Annotated in this window: 17 protein-coding genes; 9 read left to right on the top strand and 8 right to left on the bottom strand. The window is 54.9% G+C overall.

Annotation, left to right across the window (positions count from 1 at the left end):
* Positions 1-51: 51 nt before the first annotated feature.
* A complete protein-coding gene (locus tag RZA33_RS05990) occupies positions 52-1,482 on the bottom strand; it encodes a hypothetical protein (protein WP_317506947.1) in 1,431 nt (476 codons plus the stop codon).
* Positions 1,483-1,628: 146 nt separating this feature from the next.
* On the opposite strand from RZA33_RS05990, the gene RZA33_RS05985 reads away from it, so the two are divergent.
* Positions 1,629-2,678, top strand: coding sequence for a J domain-containing protein (locus RZA33_RS05985; protein WP_317506946.1), 1,050 nt, complete (start codon positions 1,629-1,631; stop codon positions 2,676-2,678).
* A gap of 113 nt (positions 2,679-2,791) precedes the next feature.
* Positions 2,792-3,223 (top strand): hypothetical protein, encoded by a 432-nt coding sequence (locus tag RZA33_RS05980; protein ID WP_317506945.1) that lies wholly within the window; start codon positions 2,792-2,794, stop codon positions 3,221-3,223.
* On the opposite strand, the gene RZA33_RS05975 is transcribed toward RZA33_RS05980, so the two are convergent.
* Positions 3,140-5,680 (bottom strand): mechanosensitive ion channel family protein, encoded by a 2,541-nt coding sequence (locus RZA33_RS05975; RefSeq protein WP_317506944.1) that lies wholly within the window; start codon positions 5,678-5,680, stop codon positions 3,140-3,142. The genes RZA33_RS05980 and RZA33_RS05975 overlap by 84 nt on opposite strands.
* A gap of 170 nt (positions 5,681-5,850) precedes the next feature.
* On the opposite strand from RZA33_RS05975, the gene RZA33_RS05970 reads away from it, so the two are divergent.
* Positions 5,851-6,882, top strand: coding sequence for an amidoligase family protein (locus RZA33_RS05970; RefSeq protein WP_317506943.1), 1,032 nt, complete (start codon positions 5,851-5,853; stop codon positions 6,880-6,882).
* Positions 6,883-6,944: 62 nt separating this feature from the next.
* Positions 6,945-7,640, top strand: coding sequence for a gamma-glutamyl-gamma-aminobutyrate hydrolase family protein (locus RZA33_RS05965; protein WP_317506942.1), 696 nt, complete (start codon positions 6,945-6,947; stop codon positions 7,638-7,640).
* Positions 7,641-7,658: 18 nt separating this feature from the next.
* Here the strand turns inward: RZA33_RS05965 and tpx are convergent, their stop codons facing one another.
* Positions 7,659-8,159 (bottom strand): thiol peroxidase, encoded by a 501-nt coding sequence (gene tpx / locus RZA33_RS05960; RefSeq protein ID WP_317506941.1) that lies wholly within the window; start codon positions 8,157-8,159, stop codon positions 7,659-7,661.
* Positions 8,160-8,295: 136 nt separating this feature from the next.
* Here tpx and RZA33_RS05955 point away from each other — a divergent pair, with 136 nt between their 5' ends.
* The gene (locus tag RZA33_RS05955) at positions 8,296-9,012 is read left to right on the top strand and encodes a glutamine amidotransferase (protein ID WP_317506940.1); all 717 of its coding nucleotides are present in this window, start codon (positions 8,296-8,298) and stop codon (positions 9,010-9,012) included.
* A 36-nt stretch (positions 9,013-9,048) separates the two neighbouring features.
* On the opposite strand, the gene nfi is transcribed toward RZA33_RS05955, so the two are convergent.
* Entirely contained in the window at positions 9,049-9,735 is a 687-nt protein-coding gene (gene nfi, locus RZA33_RS05950; protein ID WP_317506939.1) for a deoxyribonuclease V, read from the bottom strand.
* A 144-nt stretch (positions 9,736-9,879) separates the two neighbouring features.
* Positions 9,880-11,595, bottom strand: a complete 1,716-nt coding sequence (locus RZA33_RS05945; RefSeq protein WP_317506938.1) for a DEAD/DEAH box helicase — start codon at positions 11,593-11,595, stop codon at positions 9,880-9,882.
* Between the two features lie 513 nt (positions 11,596-12,108).
* Between RZA33_RS05945 and RZA33_RS05940 the strand changes: the two genes are divergently transcribed.
* Positions 12,109-12,306 carry a CsbD family protein gene (locus RZA33_RS05940; RefSeq protein WP_317506937.1) on the top strand — a complete coding sequence of 66 codons (198 nt, stop codon included), beginning with the start codon at positions 12,109-12,111 and terminating at the stop codon, positions 12,304-12,306.
* Between the two features lie 41 nt (positions 12,307-12,347).
* Entirely contained in the window at positions 12,348-12,836 is a 489-nt protein-coding gene (locus RZA33_RS05935; protein ID WP_317506936.1) for a PRC-barrel domain-containing protein, read from the top strand.
* Positions 12,837-12,928: 92 nt separating this feature from the next.
* Here the strand turns inward: RZA33_RS05935 and RZA33_RS05930 are convergent, their stop codons facing one another.
* Together RZA33_RS05930 and RZA33_RS05925 are read right to left on the bottom strand one after the other, a co-directional pair.
* Positions 12,929-13,921, bottom strand: a complete 993-nt coding sequence (locus RZA33_RS05930; RefSeq protein ID WP_317506935.1) for a glutathione S-transferase family protein — start codon at positions 13,919-13,921, stop codon at positions 12,929-12,931.
* Between the two features lie 82 nt (positions 13,922-14,003).
* The gene (locus RZA33_RS05925; RefSeq protein WP_317506934.1) at positions 14,004-14,927 is read right to left on the bottom strand and encodes a LysR family transcriptional regulator; all 924 of its coding nucleotides are present in this window, start codon (positions 14,925-14,927) and stop codon (positions 14,004-14,006) included.
* A gap of 469 nt (positions 14,928-15,396) precedes the next feature.
* On the opposite strand from RZA33_RS05925, the gene RZA33_RS05920 reads away from it, so the two are divergent.
* Positions 15,397-17,145, top strand: a complete 1,749-nt coding sequence (locus RZA33_RS05920; protein ID WP_317506933.1) for a peptidoglycan DD-metalloendopeptidase family protein — start codon at positions 15,397-15,399, stop codon at positions 17,143-17,145.
* Positions 17,146-17,303: 158 nt separating this feature from the next.
* On the opposite strand, the gene RZA33_RS05915 is transcribed toward RZA33_RS05920, so the two are convergent.
* The gene (locus tag RZA33_RS05915; protein ID WP_317506932.1) at positions 17,304-18,926 is read right to left on the bottom strand and encodes a L,D-transpeptidase family protein; all 1,623 of its coding nucleotides are present in this window, start codon (positions 18,924-18,926) and stop codon (positions 17,304-17,306) included.
* Between the two features lie 105 nt (positions 18,927-19,031).
* On the opposite strand from RZA33_RS05915, the gene RZA33_RS05910 reads away from it, so the two are divergent.
* Positions 19,032-19,754 (top strand): murein L,D-transpeptidase catalytic domain family protein, encoded by a 723-nt coding sequence (locus tag RZA33_RS05910; protein WP_317506931.1) that lies wholly within the window; start codon positions 19,032-19,034, stop codon positions 19,752-19,754.
* Positions 19,755-19,795: the final 41 nt, after the last annotated feature.

The following is a 19,795-nucleotide window of genomic DNA, read 5'->3' as shown; positions in this document are numbered from 1 at the left end:
TTGCCTATGCCATGCCAAGGACGCATTGCAACGGCGTTGACCTGGGGCAACTTATGACCCATTTTCCTCTATGCTGCGCTCTTTGATTTTCTCGACGTCAACAATACCTGAACGGCTGACCACCACTTTCCAGCGGGCAAGGTAGGAGGCATCTTCGCTGCCCGTTTCACGAATCACTAGATTGAACAGGTGGCGGCGTTCAACGCTTTCACGCACCGCTTGACCATCTTTCAAGCGGTAGATGTAGTGCTTTCCCTTGCTCATCAGGCGGGTGAGCATGGAAATATCCAGGTTCAGCGTTTCCCGGGTATGTTCATAGCCGCTTAAAAATCGTGTGGGCGACATGCGGGAGCTTGAGCGATAATGCATCACCACCTCTTCGCGCTGAGTCACTTTGCGACGACGTAACTGTTGAATGTCATTATCCAGTGTTGCAAAACGCTTGTAATCGAACCACTCCAATTGATGGCCCACCTTGGCATTACGCGTGGGATCAAGGTACTCGCGACGCCACTTGGGGCGCCCTTTGCGCAACCAACGCCAAAGGGTATTGCGCAAATCGTCTTTAAACACTTCGCGCATGGCGTAAAGCAACGCCATCGCTAATACGAGCAGTGCGGTAATATCGCCTAATACGGTGCGCAAATGCAGCATGCTCAAGGATACAAAGGCCATTACGACTGCCGTGGCTAGCGCTTTAACCGCTTTCTGTTCCCCACTGCCCAACTCGAGTTCCTGCTGTTTCAAGGTAATCGGGTGCTCGATCAGCCGACGCAGCAAACGCATTTTGTTCGACATCCGCGTGGGGTCGGCCATCACGCGTTCAGCGTTGTACTCCTGTGCACGGCGGTGCTCCTCCTCACGCCGGCATACTTCAACAAAGCGGTGGCGGATATCGGTAAATTCACCGCCGCGGGGCATGTGGGCGACGAGCGCCAGCAATTGCTGCTCGGTAAACCAGGAAAGATAGTTATCAATATTGGCGAAGTATTTATACAAGCTTTGATCGTCAGGCTGATGACGCCGTAGCCGCTTCAAAATACCGTCACTCAGGTCGCTCATTTCATGCAGCTGGTCGCGTAAAGCGAGCGTATTTTGTTGCGCTTCAGGGTCTTCTTCCCGCTCTTCTTTACGCGCGTGGCGCAATTTGTTGGCACGCGCCAGCATGTCGCGGGTGGTGCGCTCCATTGCCTCCACGTATTGGTAGGCGTATAGGCTCAAACTCAGCCGATACGAGTCGCTACCCAGCCGATTGCGGCTGGCTAGCCGACTGTGCACTAACGGTAAATGGTATTCGTTGCTGTAGTAGGTGCGCGAGACGTTAATGGCCGCATGATAAAAGGCTTCTTCAGAAATAAGTTGGGTACTTAAACCCAGCTCACCAGGCACAAAGAAATAGACGTCGAGGGTATGCGATGTCTCTTCCTTGAGTCGCCGGCTAAGGCGTAGTTGAAAACTGTTTTTACGCTCAACGTTGATCAACTCACCAATCTCCTACTCCCTTAACTAACGTGATGATATACCATGGCTGAAAAGAGCATGGTGCTGCATCCATTTTTCTGCGCATAGCCTTTGCTAACAACACTAACCATGTACACCGTTTACCTCTTCATCTGCGGAGCTAGGAAATGTCCATTGCCCGTTTTTCACCCTTTGAGCTGCTGCTATTAAAAAGTCGTAGCCAAGTGGATACGGCAACATTGCTGCTGTTGGGCTGGGTGCTGGTGCACCGCCAACACGTTTCAGAGGGTCAGAGACGGCGTCGCCTAGCCCAAGTCACTGCGCAGTTTCGCCATGGCCACGAATTGGGTCCGGTGATGAGTATTGCGCATAGCCAGGACCTGCAAGCGATTCAATTAGCCGCCGAAGTACTGCGTAAAGAGTGTGCCAAAGAGCGTAACCTGAGCGTTATTCATCAAGCGATTACAGTCGCCACCGATGACGGTGCACTGTCGTTGGCCAACCACTATATCTTGCGATTTCTGGCCGATTTGTTAAATATTTCACCGGCTACGTTAAACACGCTCTTTTATGAACTAACGGGCACGCCGTTAGGCTCTCCTGACGACCCCAGCCGCGATGCCTACTGGCAAATTCATGACCCAGACTACCACACGCGTAAAACCCGCGAGGCAGAGGCGGCTGAGCAACAGCGCCAGCAAGCCCAGGCTCAGGCAGAACAACGGCAGCGCCAGAAGAACGAGCGTCAGCAATATAAACAACAAAAACAGCAAGAAAAGCAGCAGGCCAAACAGCAGCGTCAGGAACAAGCCAAGCAAGAACGCGAACGCGAACAGCAGCGCCAGCGGGAACACGCGCGCCAGCAAGACCAACAACGGCAAAAACAGCACCAAGAGAAGCAGCAACGTGAACAGGCCGAACGTGAAAAGCAGCGCTCACGCCAACAAGATTCTCGTCAGCAAGAGCATGGCCAGAAAGAGCATAACAGCCGCCAGCAGCGCGCCTCACCACCGCCGGATCGCACGACTCGGGCACTCTCGGTGCTGGGGCTTACCCCAGGCGCTACCCGTATTGAAGTTCGTCACGCCTATCGGCGCATGGCACAGCTACACCACCCCGACCGTTTTTACTCGGAAAGCGAACACCAAGTTGCCTTGGCCTCGGCACGTTTTCAACGCATTAAAAACGCCTATGATTATTTAATGCAAACGTATTGATACAAACGTACTGATGCAAACGTACTGATGCAAACGTACTTAGGTCATGTAACCCTAGTTGTTTCGCATTATGCTCACAAGAAGCGAAGGCCCCACGAGAAACAGTTAACCCTATGCGTGATTTGTACCAGCGCCTCGCGGTTTCCCCCGAGGCCAACGACCAAGAAATTAAGCGGGCCGTGGCTAATTGCCAGCACAGCGCGCTACGCCAGGATGCCGAGTCGGTATTCGCAGTTGCCGAGCGGCGCGACGTTTACGATACGCTGCACGACACCGTGAGCGACATCGGCCGACTGCGAGCACGTTTGGGGCTTAGCCATGGCTCCCACTGGCAAGGCGATGTAGCCAACGACTTTTCGCTGCCCCCCGACCATGCGATCTCGCGCCACGATGAGCTGGTTGACCGCGTGAGTCACGCGGTTTCACTGTACAACCGCTGGCGACGCTTGCGCGCGCCGTGGCTACTCATCACCATGCTCTTGGCCGGGGTTGGCATAGGCCTCGCCATCGGGCTTACCCTGTGCCTGGGGCTTTTGCCGATGTGACCCAGCTCGATTAGGCGTCTCATCGTGTTTGCGCACCTGCTCATCGCGACGTGTTTCTGACGGGGTCGGGCGCGGCGCGGGCTTGGGTGGGGTGGGCCGTTTATGATTTTCTGCGTTGGGATCGGTTGTTTGCTCAGCGTCAGCATCGCGCTGCGCGCTCTCTGGAGCGCGCTTTTCTTGCGAGTTCTTCTCTTGAGAGTCTTTCTCTTGCGAGTCCTTTTCTAATGAAAAAGAAGAGCCCGCGGCATCTTCCATGCGTTCGCCAGAACGTGCTTCCATACTGACACTCAGACGCGGCACACCCAGGTCAATTTCTTGCGCTTCCATGCGCTGCTTGAGCAGCAGATTGAACGCGCGGGATATATCCCACTGCATTTCGGGCGCTGTGCGAAAGCGCATCCGCAATATGGGGCAGCCGTCCTCAAAGCCCTGCACGCCCTGCATTTCCAGCGGTGACCAAATATAGTGGCGCATCATCGGGTCTTTACGCAGCTCTTGGGCGGTCTCCTGCATCAGCGTAATCGCATCGTCGATTTTCATATCGTAGGGAATGCGGATACGCATCAGCGCGATACCAAACTGGCGCGACATGTTGTGAATCGACTCAATGCGGCTAAAGGTGATGATATGCACGATGCCGTCCAAGTCGCGAAGCCGTACCGTGCGCAGGGTTAGCCCTTCAACCGTGCCCATATGGTTATTGATCTGCACGAAATCATCGACCGCTAGCGAATCCTCAATCAAAATAAAAATGCCGGTGATTAAATCCTGCACCAAAGTCTGCGCACCAAAACCGATCGCCAGACCGATCACACCGGCACCGGCAAGCAGCGGCGTTACATTGACGCCTAAGTTCGCCAACCCAGAAATGACCGCGATAATCAAAATGGTCACGAAGATGACGTTACGAATCATCGGCGTGATGGTTTGCGCCCGCGCCTGATTAACCCGCCGCCCACGCGAGCGCGCGGAAGACGTTAGTGCCCGCTGAATGGCGGTATCGGCAAAAATCCACACCAGCCACGCCAACAACACGGTAGCACCCAGGCTGATCAACGCTTGACCGATCCGCGCACTTGCCATGGCTTGCTGGCCCAGGCCAAAGAACGAACTGCCCCAAACTTGCATTGAAAGCTCGGCGAACACCATCCAAGAGCAAATATGCGCCAACACAAAGCCAAAACGTTCCAGACGTTTACGGTATTGACTGTAGCGATGACGGTGGCGACGATTGCCCAGCTGCTCCGCTTGGCGGCGCAATAACCCGGTCACCACCAATGTGAGCACCAGCAGGCTGGCAGAAATAATCGAACGCGCTAGCGCGGTGCCCACATCGCCGACGGTGATAAAGATCGCTAGCAGCGAGCCACTGACCAGCAGCAATGCCGGTATATGCCACAGGCCGCCCAGCGAACGAATCATCTCAACGGCGGCACTAGCATCGCGGCGCTGCTTGAACGGCCGGTTGCAAATCAGATGGCGTACCGGACGTTTAAATTTGAGAATAAAGCGGGCCGCTAAAATCGCCGCTAGCATGTTGGAAAGCACAGACACCAAGCTCGACAACTCGCTGCCTAGCATTTCTACCAGGCGCGATGAGTTAACCGCATCGCCCAACGCAATCAGCGCCCCAATGACAAACAGCCCGCGCAGAGCACGCTGTTGAAGCAGTTGCACTGCGGTAAAGCGGTGGCCACGGCTAAAAAACGCGATGACCGTCTCAAACACCACCGAAAGCGCTCGGCCACATAAGCAGATATAGGCGACCACCAACACCAGCGTCCGCCCTGGGCTATCGGGGAGTACTTGACCGATCCCTAGCGTGATGGCGAAAGACAGCGCCCAGGGCAGCATGCGCCGGAAAAAGTGCACAGCGAGCAGCCAGCCTCTGGGGTCCCGGGGTAAATCCAGCGGCCACTCGCGCCGATTTGCCAGCATGCGCCCAAAGCCAATCATTGCCACCAACAGCCCCGTCCAAATGACAGCCAGTACGGCACCTTCGGCAACCGCCCGAATGGCCTCGCCCTGGTCGGCATCGTCATTCAATGCGCGTAAATCTTCAACGCCTCGTACCAGCTGGCGCGACCACTCATCGGCGGGTGAGTTACCGGATTTGGCTTGGTCACCAATGTCGCTTAATGTATCGGCAAGTGCGCCCAGCAAGCCTTGGTGCACAACGCCCTCTTCCTGGTTGGCAGCGTCTGCCGCGGCCTGTAACTCACGCAGCGATTCGAGCAGCTGGGTGCGTTGCTCTTCGTTTTCTAGCATGCCGATTACATCGTTCAGCGAGCTCTGGAACTCTTCCCCACTGACTTGCGCTTTTTCTTCTTCAGCGCCGCTACCCAGGCTGGGTAGCGAAATGCTTTGCGCTTGAGCCTGCGTTATGGGCATGCATGCCAGTACTAATACAAACAAGACCACGCCTGTTGCCGCATTGATTAACCAGTGCTGTCGCACGCCTTACTCCTGAAAATTAGCCTAGATGGTGGTCTAGAACCGTTGGCCACTTGATGAACGACCTACCCCTTTTGACCTACCTAAGGTGTACAAACCTTAGCAATACGCTCAGCCTAGCCGTTTGAATGTGATAGGCTTGGGACCTAAACGTTCACCTCAAGGATGACGAGATGACGCTACAAGCTCCACCTCAGCGCTTAAATAGTCACGGGGATACCCGTCATGTCGGCGTCGAAATTGAATTTGCTGGCCTGCCTCCCCGCGACACGGCGCTCATTGTGTGCGAGCTGTTTGGCGGAGAGCTTAACGTGGTAAGCCCCCATCGGCTACTTGTCGAAGGTACCCGCTGGGGTGAATTTGGTATCGAACTCGACACGCAATACGCGCACCCCGACAAAACACTGCTCGAAGACCCGCATATTGAAGACAGCGAGTGGGCGCGCCATCAGCATCAGCGGCGGGTCGAGTTTCATCAAAAAACCCGCGAATTAATCGGTGATATGGTCACCGGCCTGGTGCCTACTGAGATCGTTTGTCCGCCGGTTCCCTGGGATGAGCTCGACGATTTAGACGCACTGTTTGAAGCCCTGCGCGAACATGGCGCCAAGGGCACAGATGCCAGCCTTCTGTATGGGTTTGGGCTGCACCTTAACCCGGAAGTCGAACGTTTTGACGTCGACTACCTACTTGCCATGCTACGCGCCTATTTGCTGCTGGCTGGCTGGCTTCGCGAGGACATTAACGTCGATATTACCCGCGAGGTGTTGCCCCACGCTAACCCCTTTCCCAAAGAGTATGCCCTGAAAGTGCTGAATAGCCGCTACGCGCCTGACCTCGACACACTGATCAACGATTACCTGCGCTACAACCCAACGCGTAACCGCGAACTGGATATGCTGCCGCTATTTGCCTACTTGCGCCCCAATCACGACCATGAGTTGCTGCATACCCAGCTCACCCAGCCGCGCCCGACCTTTCATTACCGGCTACCTAATGCCCAGCTTTCCCAGCCCGGCTGGGGATCGGTGACCGAATGGAACCGTTGGGTGGAAGTTGAAAAACTGGCGGCCAACTCTGAAGCGTTGCTTGCCCGTTGCGCTGAGTATATTGCCGATCATAACCGCCCCATGCTGGTCCGCTTGAAAGAGAAACTAACCTGCTCCATTGCGAAACTGGGCCGCCGGATACGGCGTAAACCCTGAGGCGACGATACAGACGAAGGCTTTCAATTCCGTTATTTCTAAAAGAGTGAGTAACCATCCGCATGTCACGGCCGCTTATCGGAATCACTACCTCTGACCAAAAAAGCCACCTAGCGTGGTGGTTTGACTGGTTCGCCGTCTGGCGGCATGGCGGTAAACCGCTACGTTTATCGCCTTCACGCCCGCTACCGGAAAGCCTTGATGGTTTGATCATCGGCGGCGGCGACGATATTCAAGCCCACCTATACGATAGCGAAGTGCAGCTAGACGTGCGCCTCGACCCGGCGCGGGATGAGCTGGAGCTGGCTCTGCTTGAACGCTTTATTCCGCTGCATACGCCGGTTCTGGGCATTTGTCGGGGCGCGCAATTAATTAATGTGCACCTTGGCGGCACCCTTGATCCCGATATCTACACTACCCACGAAGGCTTAAAACGACGCCGGACGGTGCTACCGCGTAAAACGGTCGATATTGTCGGGGCAAGTAAACTGCACCGCTTGCTTGGCGTCACTTGGTGCCGCGTCAACAGCCTGCACCATCAAGCCGTACACCTAGCGGGCAAGGGTATCGAGATCGTCGCCCGTGATAGAGATGGCCTGGTGCAGGGCATTGAGTCTCGCGATCACGATTTCTTGATCGGCGTGCAGTGGCACCCAGAGTGGCTGATTTTTAATCGCCCCCAGCAGCGCTTAATTCGTGCACTGGTGAAGGCGTCAAACCGGCATGCTAACCGTCTTGCGGAAACCACTAAACCATAGCGGCGCCACATGACATAACTATTTCAATACCGCCAAGGCGGCCTGGTAATCAGGCTCGTTTTTCAACTCGCTCACCAATTCGCTATGCAGCACGCAGTTATCAGCATCCAGGACCACCACCGCACGGGCACACAACCCTTCCATAGGATTATTACACAGCGCAACGCCCCAGGCTTCGCGGAACTCAGGATAACGGAAGGTAGACAGCGTTTCGACGTTGTCCAATCCTTCAGCACCACAAAAGCGCTTAGCCGCAAAAGGTAAATCCGCAGAGACGACCAGCACCACTGTGTCGGAAAGGTTAGAGGCCAACTCGTTAAAGTGGCGGGTGGACATCGCGCAAGTCGGCGTATCCACGCTGGGAATGATATTGAGCACCTTACGCTTGCCAGCATAGGTCTCTAAGGTGACATCCTGCATATCAGTATTGGTCAGCGTCATCGCCGGGGCTACCTGCCCTTTTGCAGGCAGCGCGCCAGCCACATCCATTGGTTCGCCTGCGCGGGTAATCTGTTGCATTATCGTCTCCTTATGACGTTATCAATTGAGGCATTCCTACCATTTAAGGCGCCATGGTAGGCTATCTTCACGTCATTGTGTGCTTATCGAAAGGCCTTTATGCAATGTTTGCGTTTCGTCTCACTGAGGGAGTGATATGGCCGTTGTATTAATTGTAAAAACTGGTGACGCTTTTCCAGAAGTTGTCGACCAACACGGTGATTTTGAAACGCTATTTGAAAAGCAGCTAAACAGCGCACTACCCGCGCAAATAACGCTGCAAACCTGGGATGCCCAGCGACAGCCTAGCCCGCCCGCTATCGACGCGCTGGCGGGCATTGTAATCACCGGCTCGCACAGCATGGTAAGCGATGCTGAACCCTGGAGCGAAGCGCTTAAGCCGTGGCTCCAGGCGGCACTGGCAAACGACATACCCATGCTAGGCGTTTGCTATGGCCATCAGTTAATGGCAGCTGCCTTGGGCGGGGTAAGCGACTACCATCCGGCGGGCCGCGAGTCAGGTACCCGCAGCGTACGGTTGACTCAAGCGGGCCAGCAAGACCCGCTGTTTAGCCAACTGCCCGAAAGCTTTACCGCCCACTTGACCCATGCGCAATCGGTCATGCAGGCGCCTCAGGGCAGCACCATTTTGGCTCACAATAGCCACGACGCTCATCAAGCGCTGCGCTACGGCCCGCGCCAGTGGAGCGTGCAGTTTCACCCCGAGTTCACCGCGCCTGTTATGCGTGCCTACATTGAGCGCCAGCGTGCCGCATTGCGCAACCAGGGCGAGGATCCCGATACGCTACTGGCAGAGATTAGCGACTCCCCAGAAGCCTCCAGCCTGCTACAGCGCTTTTTGGCGTTTGTATAGCCCTAAGCCTTAACCCTTGCTATTGGTAATCGCCAGCTACTTACGCTGATCACGCCGCGAGGCTAAGCGATCAGCCAACCGCGTCGGCTCTGGCAATTTGGTACCACCTAGGCAGCGCCTTACCCAAGCAAGCGAGGTCTCAAGGGTGATGCGATGCCCAGGCGACACAAACACCGGTTTAACGTTGGAGCGTGAACGTAAAACAGCGCCGATCGTTTCGTTACCAGCGTAAAGCGGCACCCAGTCGCCGCGCTGTTCGCCTACCTCAGCGTGCTTGCCGTATAGACGAGACTTGGCGATTCCAATGGTGGGTAGATCCAACCATAGGCCCAAGTGAGCGGCCACGCCTAATCGGCGTGGATGGGCAATACCCTGGCCATCAACCATGACTAAATCGGGCCTCACGCTAAGTTTTTCAAAGGCACCCAACGCCGCCGGAATTTCACGAAACGAAAGCAAACCGGGAATATACGGCATACGGGTAGGCTCGCGGTGCACCCTCTGCTCTACAACGCTTAAATTCGGCGCGGTCGCAGTATCCCATTTCAATACCACCACCGCAGCACGAGTAATTTCGCCATTCTCTTCAAACCCAATATCCACTCCAGCGATATACCCGACCGGATCAATACGGTCGGTATGCACCAGTTGCTTCGCCAATTGTGTTTGCAGCGCCCGCGCCTCTTGAGCTGAAAGATTCCATTCATGTAACGCTGCAGGCATATCCTTCTCCCTGACAATGATCGACTCGGTGGTGGCCAATAAAGTAGCAAAAAAACGCCCCCGCACCAGTTAAGGGGCGGGGGCGTTGAGATGTCCTCAGTCGCCGCTTATCGGCAGCTGATTAATCGTTGCGCTTATAAAGACTTAGGCGCGTTCACGACGACGAACCGGCGCATCGCCTTCATCACGACGACGACGCGGGGCACGCTCAGCCGGTGCGCTGTCTTCGCTGATTTCTAACGGACGACCAGAGACCCGTGCGCGCGACATCTTGTCAAGAATCGTCGAGGGCAAGCCACTCGGCAGTTCCACCACAGAGAAAGCGTTGCGAATATCGATACGGCCGATACGCGCGCCTTCAATGCCGCCTTCATTAGCAAGAGCACCGACTAGCTGACCCGGCTTAACGCCATCTTTATGGCCAACCGACACGCGGTAGCGCGTCATGCCTTCGGTCGGGCCGCTAGTACGTTCACGACGAGCACCCGGCTTACCGGCAGGTGCGCTATCACGCGAAGGCTTCTCTTTGCGCGGTGCTTGCAGGCGCCCAATTGGCGCCTCATCAGCACGCGCCATGGCGGCAAAGGCGCAGGTCAGCTCGATGGGGTCATGACCTTCTTCAATCAGACGCTCAATCAACGCACGCTGCTCTTCGGCGCCTTTGGTCAACGAGGCAATAACGCGGTGATGGAAGACATCATCGCGGTGGGCACGAATTGCGGCTTCGTCAGGCAATGGCATTTCGATCATTTTCTGACCGGTCGCCTGCTCCATCCAGCCCACTTTGCGACCTTCACGGAAGCCAGCAAAGGTAATAGCGATACCGCTACGACCGGCACGACCGGTACGGCCAATACGGTGCGTGTAAGCTTCCGCATCCTGGGGCAGATCGTAGTTGATAACGTGGGTGATGCGCGACACATCAAGACCACGAGCGGCCACGTCGGTGGCGATCAATACATCAACTTTGCCACGTTTCAAACGCGTAATGGTACGCTCACGCAGGCTTTGATCGAGATCGCCCGACAGGCCTGCGGCGTTGACACCACGGGCGGTCAGTTGCTCGACCAGCGTGGTGCAGGCCGCACGCGTACGTACGAACACAATGGCACCATCGACCGGCTCGACTTCGAGAATACGCGAAAGGGCTTCCAGCTTAGCGCCGCCATCAATACGTACAATGCGTTGTTCGATGTTTTCGCCGGTTGTGGTACCCTTCTCAATCGCCACCTTCACCGGGTCAACCAAATAACGGTTAACAATACGTTCGATTTCAGCCGGCAATGTGGCCGAGAAGAACACGCGCTGAGCATCTTTAGGGGTATCGGCAACCACGCGTTTTACGTCGTCGATAAAGCCCATGCGCAGCATTTCGTCGGCTTCGTCCAGCACCAGGGCGGACAGACCGTCAAGCTTAAGACTACCGCGATCCAGGTGGTCAATAATACGGCCTGGCGTGCCGACAACGACATGTGCGCCGCGCTTAAGGGCGCCCAACTGTTCACGGTACTCTTGGCCACCACACAGGGTCGCCACTTCGAGACCTTTGAGGTTTTGGCCATACTTACTAAACGAGGCAGCCACTTGCTGAGCAAGTTCGCGAGTCGGCGCCATCACTAATACTTGGGGTTCGCGACGCTGGAGTTCCAGACGCGATAACAGGGGTAACGCAAAAGCAGCGGTTTTACCGGTACCCGTCTGGGCCTGGCCCAGCATATCGCGGCCTTCAAGCAGCGCGGGAATGGTTTGCGCCTGAATCGGCGAAGGGACTAGGTAGCCCTGCGATTCAACAGCAGACAAAACGGCAGGCAATAGAGCCAGATCGCCGAAGCTCGGCGAGGCGACAGAAGTCGAGGTCATTAATCACACCTTGGTAGGCCGGCAAGTACCGGCAAAAAACATCATAAGCGTCTCTGACTCTGTCATTGCGCAACGACAAAAATAGGGTCGTTATCAACAACAGGCACCGCCTTAGCGGTCATAGCCATCAATGGAGTCGGAGACGCCGGTCGCACCTAGCATCCGGTTGGAGCAACACCGCGTTGTGCGGGCCAACCGCTGTGGCGACCTTCTGCGCCGATTTCACCCGTGCGGTGAAATACTGGAGGCGCGCCATCTTCACAGCAATGAACATCTAGCAATTGGCGAGATGTTCCAGCAAGCGCTATTACGTATAAAGCAACTACGTAAGCAAACGCTTATCGTCGTGATGGAGGGGTCAACACATGCGAGGAATGCGCATCCTACCACCCCATTCTGCTTATGACTAGTTTTTTAAACTGCACCATAGTGAACCAAGGGCTTGCACTCATACACATATGGTCTAACCTGAAAGTTGTTCAATCAAGTTCACTATTCTCAAGGAGCGATGCAATGAACTGGGATCAGATTGAAGGCAAATGGACAGAAGTAAAAGGCAAAGCCCGCGCTAGCTGGGGCGAACTTACCGATGATGAGCTCGACCAGATCGGCGGCAAGAAAGACCAGCTCGTTGGTAAACTGCAGCAGAAATACGGTCTTGAGCGCGAAGAAGCTGAGCGTCAGGCCGATGACTGGGCTGACAAGCAGTAAGTAATAGCCAATTATTTATCGTAGCCACATGGAGAGATGCTATGCGTAAAACACACTTGACGACCGCTATTGGAACGATCTTACTAGGCAGCCTTGCGATGGGCGCCCATGCCCAAGACGAGCCCCAGGGCATGTACTCAGCCGATGATATTCTCGATGCAGACGTCTATTTTGCCGGTGGCTCTGGGGAAGAAATTGGCGAGGTTGATGACATCCTTTTTGATGAAGAGATGCGCATCAGCGCGCTGGTCGTTGAAAGCGGTTCAGTGCTTGGTTTAGGCGGTCGTGAAATCGTCGTAGACACTGACTACTTCACGCTTGAAACAGAAACTGAAGACGATGGTGACACCGAACACCGCATAATGGTCCAAGCCAGCCAAGAAGAAGTCGAAGCTTTCCCCGCCTATGACAACGATTGGTGGGAACAGACTAAAGCCAACGCCCGTGAAGCCTGGCAAACAACCCAGGAAGGCGCTGAAAGTGCTTGGCAGCGCACTCGCGAAGCAATCGACACCGATAACGACAGTTAACGCTTGCTCCGTCATACAGTAACGCAACGACAGTAAAAGGGCCGCCCAAATGGGCGGCCCTTTTAGTTGGAAACCACTTCAAGCTGGGCAGATTATTTACGCTGCACGCCTTTACCCGGTAAGCGCTCCCGGTCATGAGGCCGCTTAAAATCAAGCAACGGGCCTGCGGGAACAATACGCGTTGGGTTTATCGTATCGTGACTATAATAATAGTGGCGTTTGATATGATCCATATTGACGGTCTCAGCCACTCCAGGCCACTGGTAGATTTCTCTAACGTAGTTGGAAAGGTTGGGGTAATCCTCAATGCGCTTGACGTTGCATTTGAAATGGCCGTAGTAAACCGCGTCAAACCGGATCAGCGTGGTAAAGAGACGAATATCAGCCTCAGTGAGCCACTCCCCTGCCAGATAGCGCTGCTCAGCCAAGCGTGTCTCCATGCGCTCCAGGGCGTCAAATAAGGCTTTTACGTGTTTCTCATACACACCCTGATCGGTGGCAAAGCCGGACTTGTAGACCCCGTTGTTAATATGGTCGTACACATCGGCGTTGACTGAATCGATGACGCTACGTAGCGCTTCTGGGTAAAAATCCAAATCATTACCGGTGAGCTCGTCAAACGCTTGGTTAAAAATACGCAGCAAATCTGCCGACTCATTATTAACAATAGCATTGCGCTGTTTGTCCCATAGAACGGGGACAGTGACACGACCGGTGTAGTGCGGGTCGGTCATCGTATACAGCTGGTGATGAAAGTCGACGCCGTTAACCGGATCGCCGCTGGCGCCTTCATCCTGGCGATAGGTCCAGCCCTGGTCAAGCATCAGCGGGCTAACATGGGAGGTGCCAATCAGTGGCTCCAGCCCCTTCAACTTGCGCATGATTAAAGTGCGATGCGCCCATGGGCAAGCAAGCGACACATACAGGTGGTAGCGGTTTTTTTCGGCCGGATAACAGGTGCCGTCGGTCTCGGGCTGATCGCCCACCCAGTCGCGCAGCTGAGCAGACTCACGGACAAACTCACCGCCGTGCTTTTTGGTGTCATACCACTGGTCTTGCCATTTACCATCAACGAGCAGTCCCATGGAGCGTCTCCTGAAAAGGTTGTCAGAGTTTTGATCACTGTTTTCAGCATACGCCCGCTTTGAGGATGCTCAAGCGGATGTTTTACGGACTTTCATTCGAGTCAGTCGAATCATTCAACAAGCATTCGCTTACCACGGCTTGTTTCAGTGCAGCAGCCATCGCGTGAGCTGCAGGCCCTGCCCGGTCTCGATCGCGAAAAATCATCTGAATCGGCACTTCGCGAATACCGCCCGCTGGGAGTGGCAGCGGCTTTAATTGGCCACTTTTCAGCTCATCCAAAATTCGTGTTTCGGGCATCCAGGCAAAGCCCAAGCCCCGCCTTAGCATATCAAGCGAGGTGTTGAGATGACTGACCGTCCAACGCTGTTCGGCTTTCAACCAGCCCGCGTTGGTTGATTCCCGCAATGCGGAATCGCGCACCACCAGCTGTCGATACTGAGCTAAATCGCGTAGATCTAAAGAGCGGCCTAGCTGATGCAGCGCGTGCCGGGGATGGGCCACCGCTACAAAACGAACGGTGACCAGCGGTTCGCCTAAAAAGCCCTGTGCCTCAATACCGGAAACCACCAAGTCTGCACGGCCATCGTAGAGCATCTCAATGCCGCCATTGAGCACACTTTCGTGTAACTGAACGCGCACCTGGGGATACGTTTCAGAGAAGCGCTCTAACGCTTTGGCTTGCGCGGCGGCAGGAAACACCTGATCGATGGCCACCACGACTTCGGCCTCTAGACCGGCAGCTAATCGAGTGGCCACATCTTCAAGCGAGGCGGCGCTCTCAATCAGTTGGCGCGCACGGCGAAGCAGCAGCTCACCCGCTTCAGTCAAGCGAACCTGCCGCCCAACGGGCTCCAGCACCTGAACCCCTAGTTGCTCTTCTAGCTTATGGACGGCGTGATTCAAGGTTGAGGGGCTTTTGTGAACGACCTCCGCCGCGCGTGCAAAGCCACCATGGTCAACCACGGCGGCCAACATTTGCCATTGTGAAAGAGTTACCCGGGACATTTCGATTTCCTCGACGCAAAACAGCGAAACAACGCGCTTAATATTCGAAAATATGGCTAGAATGCCAGGAAAAGAAGCTTAATGCTGCCCCATGTTTATTTAATAGTGGTTAATAGCTGTCATGGATAAGTGATTGATGCGGCAAATAGTCGGCACCCTTACAAACGCAAGGAGGAAAAAAACATCAAAGGATGAAAAATCTCGACACTTGCTATATAAACTTACTCAAAAAGATAGTTTTCGTATATGCTTAACTCAGGTTATTTAATTAGCACGCTTTATTATTTACCATTGTTAACAAACACTGTTCACTAAAGTTTAGTCTGAGTAAATTATGGCATCATAGCTATTTAAATTCGTTTTATGTATAGATATACAGTCTAGGCACTCCCCCCATCATCGGGTATGGTTTCCGGGTTAATACACTTTATTGTCATTTTTAATCACGAATCCGGCGGTCCATTTACCCATGTTGCGAATCCTTCATTCGCTGCCCCGTACGCACAAATTATTACTGTTACCCGTGGCTACTATGGTCACAGTGCTGGGCACACAAAAGCTATTGACGACATATCATGATTTAAATCAACCTAACACACCGCTTGAAAGCGTGCTTGTACCGCTTCCTAGTGATTCTGCACCGGGTGTTCCATCTCTCAACCAAGAGCGAACGCCAGTGGCAGACGCCATCAATCGTGCCTCTCGCGCCCTTGATGCTACCCGCGAAAACATCCCTCTAAGTGAATTAACCGCCACTGAAATCGTCAATCTGGATGTCGATGTGATCGACAGTGCCGATGCCGACATGGCAACCCAGCATGATCTAACAGCCCGGTCTGATGATTTAACAGACAGTATGGCCGTGTTTGATACCGCCAAACTCAACCCCGCCACGCCTAATGCCCCAACGCTCGGCATCACCGAGTTTGATAGCGGTGCGCTGCACATGGCGATCATAGTGGGGACGCTCACCAGCGGCATGCTGGACGTCGACGACACCGCTTCGGTTGAAATAGCCGATGCGACTTCATACGAAGATTACGGCACCGATCTATTCGGCGATGTCTCGTTCCTGGATCTAGAATTAGCGGCGGAAGAGCCGTTTGTGCCCGAATGGGAAACCCATATTGTTGAATCTGGCGAAACCTTTGCCGTACTGGCTCAACATCAATTAGGGCTTGGCTACAGCGAAGTGATGGCCCTGCTTGAGGATTTGCCGGATCAGCGCATGCTAACGAACTGGCGTGCCGGTCACAGTTTTGATTATCAATTGGATGAACAAGGTCGTTTGCTGTCGCTCCGCATGATGAAAAATACCCGCGACGGCGTATTATTGGAGCGAGACGCTGATCACTTTGCCATCACCACCATCGAGCGACAGGGTGAGCCTGTTCAGCGCCTCTATGCGGGTAGCGTTAGCGGTAGTTTTGCGCGCTCCGCCCAGGCGACCGGTTTAAACAGTGGCTCAGTGACGGAACTCACCAAGCTACTCGAAAAGAAGCTCGATTTCCGGCGTGACAGTCGTCGCGGCGACCGCTTCCAGGTTTTGGTTGAGTCGGACATGATTGACGGGGAGACCCTAGACTCCCGCGTATTGGCGGTTAAATACGACGGTGAGCGTATGGATTTAACCGTGGTACGCAATGCTACCGACGACAACTTCTATACGCCGGAAGGTAGCAGCCTTGACCCTGCGTTCGCGCGTCGTCCGTTTGATGGCAGCTACCGGTTAAGCTCGGGCTTTAACCCAAAGCGCAGACACCCGGTTACTGGCCGAATCAGCCCGCATAACGGCACCGACTTTGCCATGCCGATTGGAACGCCGGTGCTGGCGCCTGCCAATGGCCGTGTTGAGCGTGTTACTAATCACCCCGCTGCGGGACGATATATCGTTGTGCGCCACGACAACGGCTACCGGACACGCTACCTGCACCTTTCCCGCCCATTGGTTAGCCAAGGTGATCGCGTGACCATGGGTGAGCGTATCGCGCTGTCGGGCAATACCGGCCGTAGCACAGGCCCACACCTGCACTATGAAGTCATCGTCAACAACGCTCCCGTCAACGCGATGAACGTTGAACTCCCCGAAAACACCAGCTTGAGCGGCGATACGTTGGTTGCCTTCCGCAACCAAGCGAGACCGGTTCTGGCCACATTGGAAAGCGGCGAAACTGGGCCGGTAAGCGTGGCTAACTATGAGCAAGAAGGCGACGACTAGCGCTTCCTAACAAACGTTCTAACACAACACCGCCCGATGGCGGTGTTGTGCGTTTAAGAGATGTGTAAGAGATGACGCGCCCGTTTTGCAAATCGCCTAGATCGTCAATTGAATCGCGCGCGAGCAGTTAGTTGCAACTTAGCCGCAGCGTTATAACACTATAACGCTGCCAGCAGCCTCGCATCGCGGCGGTAAACGTCAGGCCTAAACTCCACCTCGCCTTGGGCATTTGGCCATGCGGTTAAATAGTGCAAGGCAATGGGAATACGCTGGGGCAAACGTACATTTTGGTCGCTCCCCCTTTTCAACAGGCTGCTCATTTGGTAATGGCTACCGGCGTCCTCCAGAAGCATTTGCGCGAGCTCCGCCACCCCTTCAACACGGACGCAGCCCGAGCTGAGCGCGCGCTGGTGGCGATTAAATAGCCCCCGTGCCGGGGTATCGTGCAAATAGATCATGTCGTCATTGGGAAACCGAACAACCACCCGACCCAGCGGATTGCTCGGACCCGCTACTTGGCGCAGCATGAGACTGCCTGGGCGCTGCCAGTCGACCTCTTCAGCGACAAGCTGCTCACCCGATGAACTGATTACCTGAATGTTCTTACGCGCTAAATAGCCGCTATCGGCACGCACCTTGGGCAGCACGTCCTCGCGCATGATCGTGGGCGGGATGGTCCAGGATGGGTTAATAGTTAGATGACTAATGGTGGAATGAATAATCGGCGTTTCGCGACGCGAAGATCCCACCACCACCCGGGCATCCCAATGCTGGCCATTAGGGCGCACATAGTGCATCCGGTACCCGGCAATATCGACCCACACCCGAGGCTCGGCAGCCTGCATCGGACTAATCCAGCGCGCACGTTCTAAATTGACTCGCAGTTGGTCAATACGCGCCTCCACCGAGGTGTTCAGCGCCAAGCGAGTTTGTTCGCCCACCACGCCGTCTTCTTGCAGCAAATGGCGGCGCTGAAAGCGTTTAACGGCGCTTTCAAGCGGCGCATCAAAAGTACGCCGGCTAGACGCGACCTCCACTCCAATGAGCGGATAAGCGCTGCTATCAGCCACCATTAAATCCGCCTCACCCCACAGCGATAAACGCTGGCGCAGCACGACCACCTCGTCTGCCTTGTCGCCTGGACGCAGCGCCGCCTCCCGCGACGTTAAATATGGCGCACTGCCGAGGTTTGCCAGCTGGTAGTGAAGTTTCAAGGCCTCGCGCAACTGCTGATACGCTTTTGAGCCAGGGCGTACCAGAGCGAAGGCGTTATTTAGCTCACGATCCTCAACCGCATGCACCACGCGTAGCAGCGAATAGCGACGTTCGGGGCGGGGCGTTTCCCACTCGGGCTCGACATCGCGGGGGTTTACCTTACCGCGTTCCAGGTGATCCAGCGCCAGCAGCAGCGACTGAGTGGCTTGGATATCAAACGCCGCTTGCGCCGCGGCCCCTGCTCTCAGGCTACGCTGAAATTCATCAAGTAGCGTGTCGGCGTGATACTCGTCGGGTGCTAGGCCATCGGCTTGCAAATTGTTCAACGCGGCTACCAGAGATTCAACCGCCTCCTCAGCCTGCCAGGCTGGCTTGCCACTGCGCAGCTGATAAAACTCGGCAATGGGTAGGCTGTGTGCTTCAACGGCCTTTACTTGCTGCGCTAAATCCTGTTCTAGCGGCGCCGAATCTGCTTGCACACTGTCAGCAGCTAAAGCACCTTGGCTAAGCATTAGACACAGAACAGCGCCCATCGCCCATCGTCTTATTGGCTGCATCTCGTTCATCGCCCTCTCCTTGCGTTACTATAGCCTTCCACCTTTGCCGACCGGCTTTTTATGTTCGTCGGCTAATCTTCATCATGACTGATATTGCTTGTAGGATCGACTTATATGGCTCTGCGCTTACATGTTGCCAGGTTATTATTATCACTACCCTTTACATTGTTTACATTACCGCTACACGCCGCCAGCTTCTTTGCCCAGGTTGATTCAACACCACCCCACGGCATACTGCCTTTGCATCATCAGTTACTGCAGCTGGCCCCCCAGGCAACGCCTGAAGCGCTGCGCTTAGCTGCTCAAGCGCTCAACTGCGCCGAACCCAACGCCGAACGCCTCGCAGTGATCGATTACTCACTGCCGTCTACCCAGCGAAGGCTTTGGGTCTTCGATTTGCACCAGCATGAACTGCTCTTCAAAGAGCTCGTTTCTCATGGGCAAGGCTCAGGCGATGCTCGAGCTGAGACGTTCTCAAATACTCCTGACAGCCACCAATCCAGTATCGGCTTATTTCGCACCATGAATAGCTACTACGGACGCAACGGCTACTCACTGCGCTTGGAAGGCCTGGAGCCCAACGTCAACGATCTCGCTTTTGAACGCGCCATTGTGATTCACGGCGCCGACTATGTGAGCGATGCTTTCATCACCCAAACAGGGCGTCTTGGGCGCAGTCATGGCTGTCCTGCGGTGCGCGAAGATGTGACTTATCCGCTGATCGACAGCCTAAAAGAGGATCAATATGTCTTTGCCTATTACCCCGATGCAAAGTGGCTGGCAAGCTCAACGTTCCTGGGCTGCACGACCGCCGCCACACAGCTTGCTGAACGCTAGCTTTTAACTAGCGGCTTGCTGTGTAAAGCGCCAACATTCTC

Source organism: Halovibrio sp. HP20-59 (genome assembly GCF_033052795.2).
Taxonomy (GTDB): Bacteria; Pseudomonadota; Gammaproteobacteria; order Pseudomonadales; family Halomonadaceae; genus Vreelandella.
The sequence above is the reverse complement of the archived record's forward strand: the minus strand, read 5'-3'. Positions and strand labels throughout refer to the sequence as shown.

Bases quoted from the DNA above. Each gene is read 5' to 3' on its own strand.
- RZA33_RS05940 (WP_317506937.1), top strand. From the start codon at position 12,109: ATGAACTGGGATCAGATTGAAGGCAAATGGACAGAAGTAAAAGGCAAA.
- tpx (WP_317506941.1), bottom strand. From the start codon at position 8,159: ATGCAACAGATTACCCGCGCAGGCGAACCAATGGATGTGGCTGGCGCG.
- RZA33_RS05980 (WP_317506945.1), top strand. From the start codon at position 2,792: ATGCGTGATTTGTACCAGCGCCTCGCGGTTTCCCCCGAGGCCAACGAC.
- RZA33_RS05955 (WP_317506940.1), top strand. From the start codon at position 8,296: ATGGCCGTTGTATTAATTGTAAAAACTGGTGACGCTTTTCCAGAAGTT.
- RZA33_RS05925 (WP_317506934.1), bottom strand. From the start codon at position 14,927: ATGTCCCGGGTAACTCTTTCACAATGGCAAATGTTGGCCGCCGTGGTT.
- RZA33_RS05910 (WP_317506931.1), top strand. From the start codon at position 19,032: ATGGCTCTGCGCTTACATGTTGCCAGGTTATTATTATCACTACCCTTT.
- RZA33_RS05945 (WP_317506938.1), bottom strand. From the start codon at position 11,595: ATGACCTCGACTTCTGTCGCCTCGCCGAGCTTCGGCGATCTGGCTCTA.
- RZA33_RS05915 (WP_317506932.1), bottom strand. From the start codon at position 18,926: ATGAACGAGATGCAGCCAATAAGACGATGGGCGATGGGCGCTGTTCTG.
- RZA33_RS05965 (WP_317506942.1), top strand. From the start codon at position 6,945: ATGTCACGGCCGCTTATCGGAATCACTACCTCTGACCAAAAAAGCCAC.
- RZA33_RS05935 (WP_317506936.1), top strand. From the start codon at position 12,348: ATGCGTAAAACACACTTGACGACCGCTATTGGAACGATCTTACTAGGC.
- RZA33_RS05985 (WP_317506946.1), top strand. From the start codon at position 1,629: ATGTCCATTGCCCGTTTTTCACCCTTTGAGCTGCTGCTATTAAAAAGT.
- nfi (WP_317506939.1), bottom strand. From the start codon at position 9,735: ATGCCTGCAGCGTTACATGAATGGAATCTTTCAGCTCAAGAGGCGCGG.
- RZA33_RS05930 (WP_317506935.1), bottom strand. From the start codon at position 13,921: ATGGGACTGCTCGTTGATGGTAAATGGCAAGACCAGTGGTATGACACC.
- RZA33_RS05920 (WP_317506933.1), top strand. From the start codon at position 15,397: ATGTTGCGAATCCTTCATTCGCTGCCCCGTACGCACAAATTATTACTG.
- RZA33_RS05970 (WP_317506943.1), top strand. From the start codon at position 5,851: ATGACGCTACAAGCTCCACCTCAGCGCTTAAATAGTCACGGGGATACC.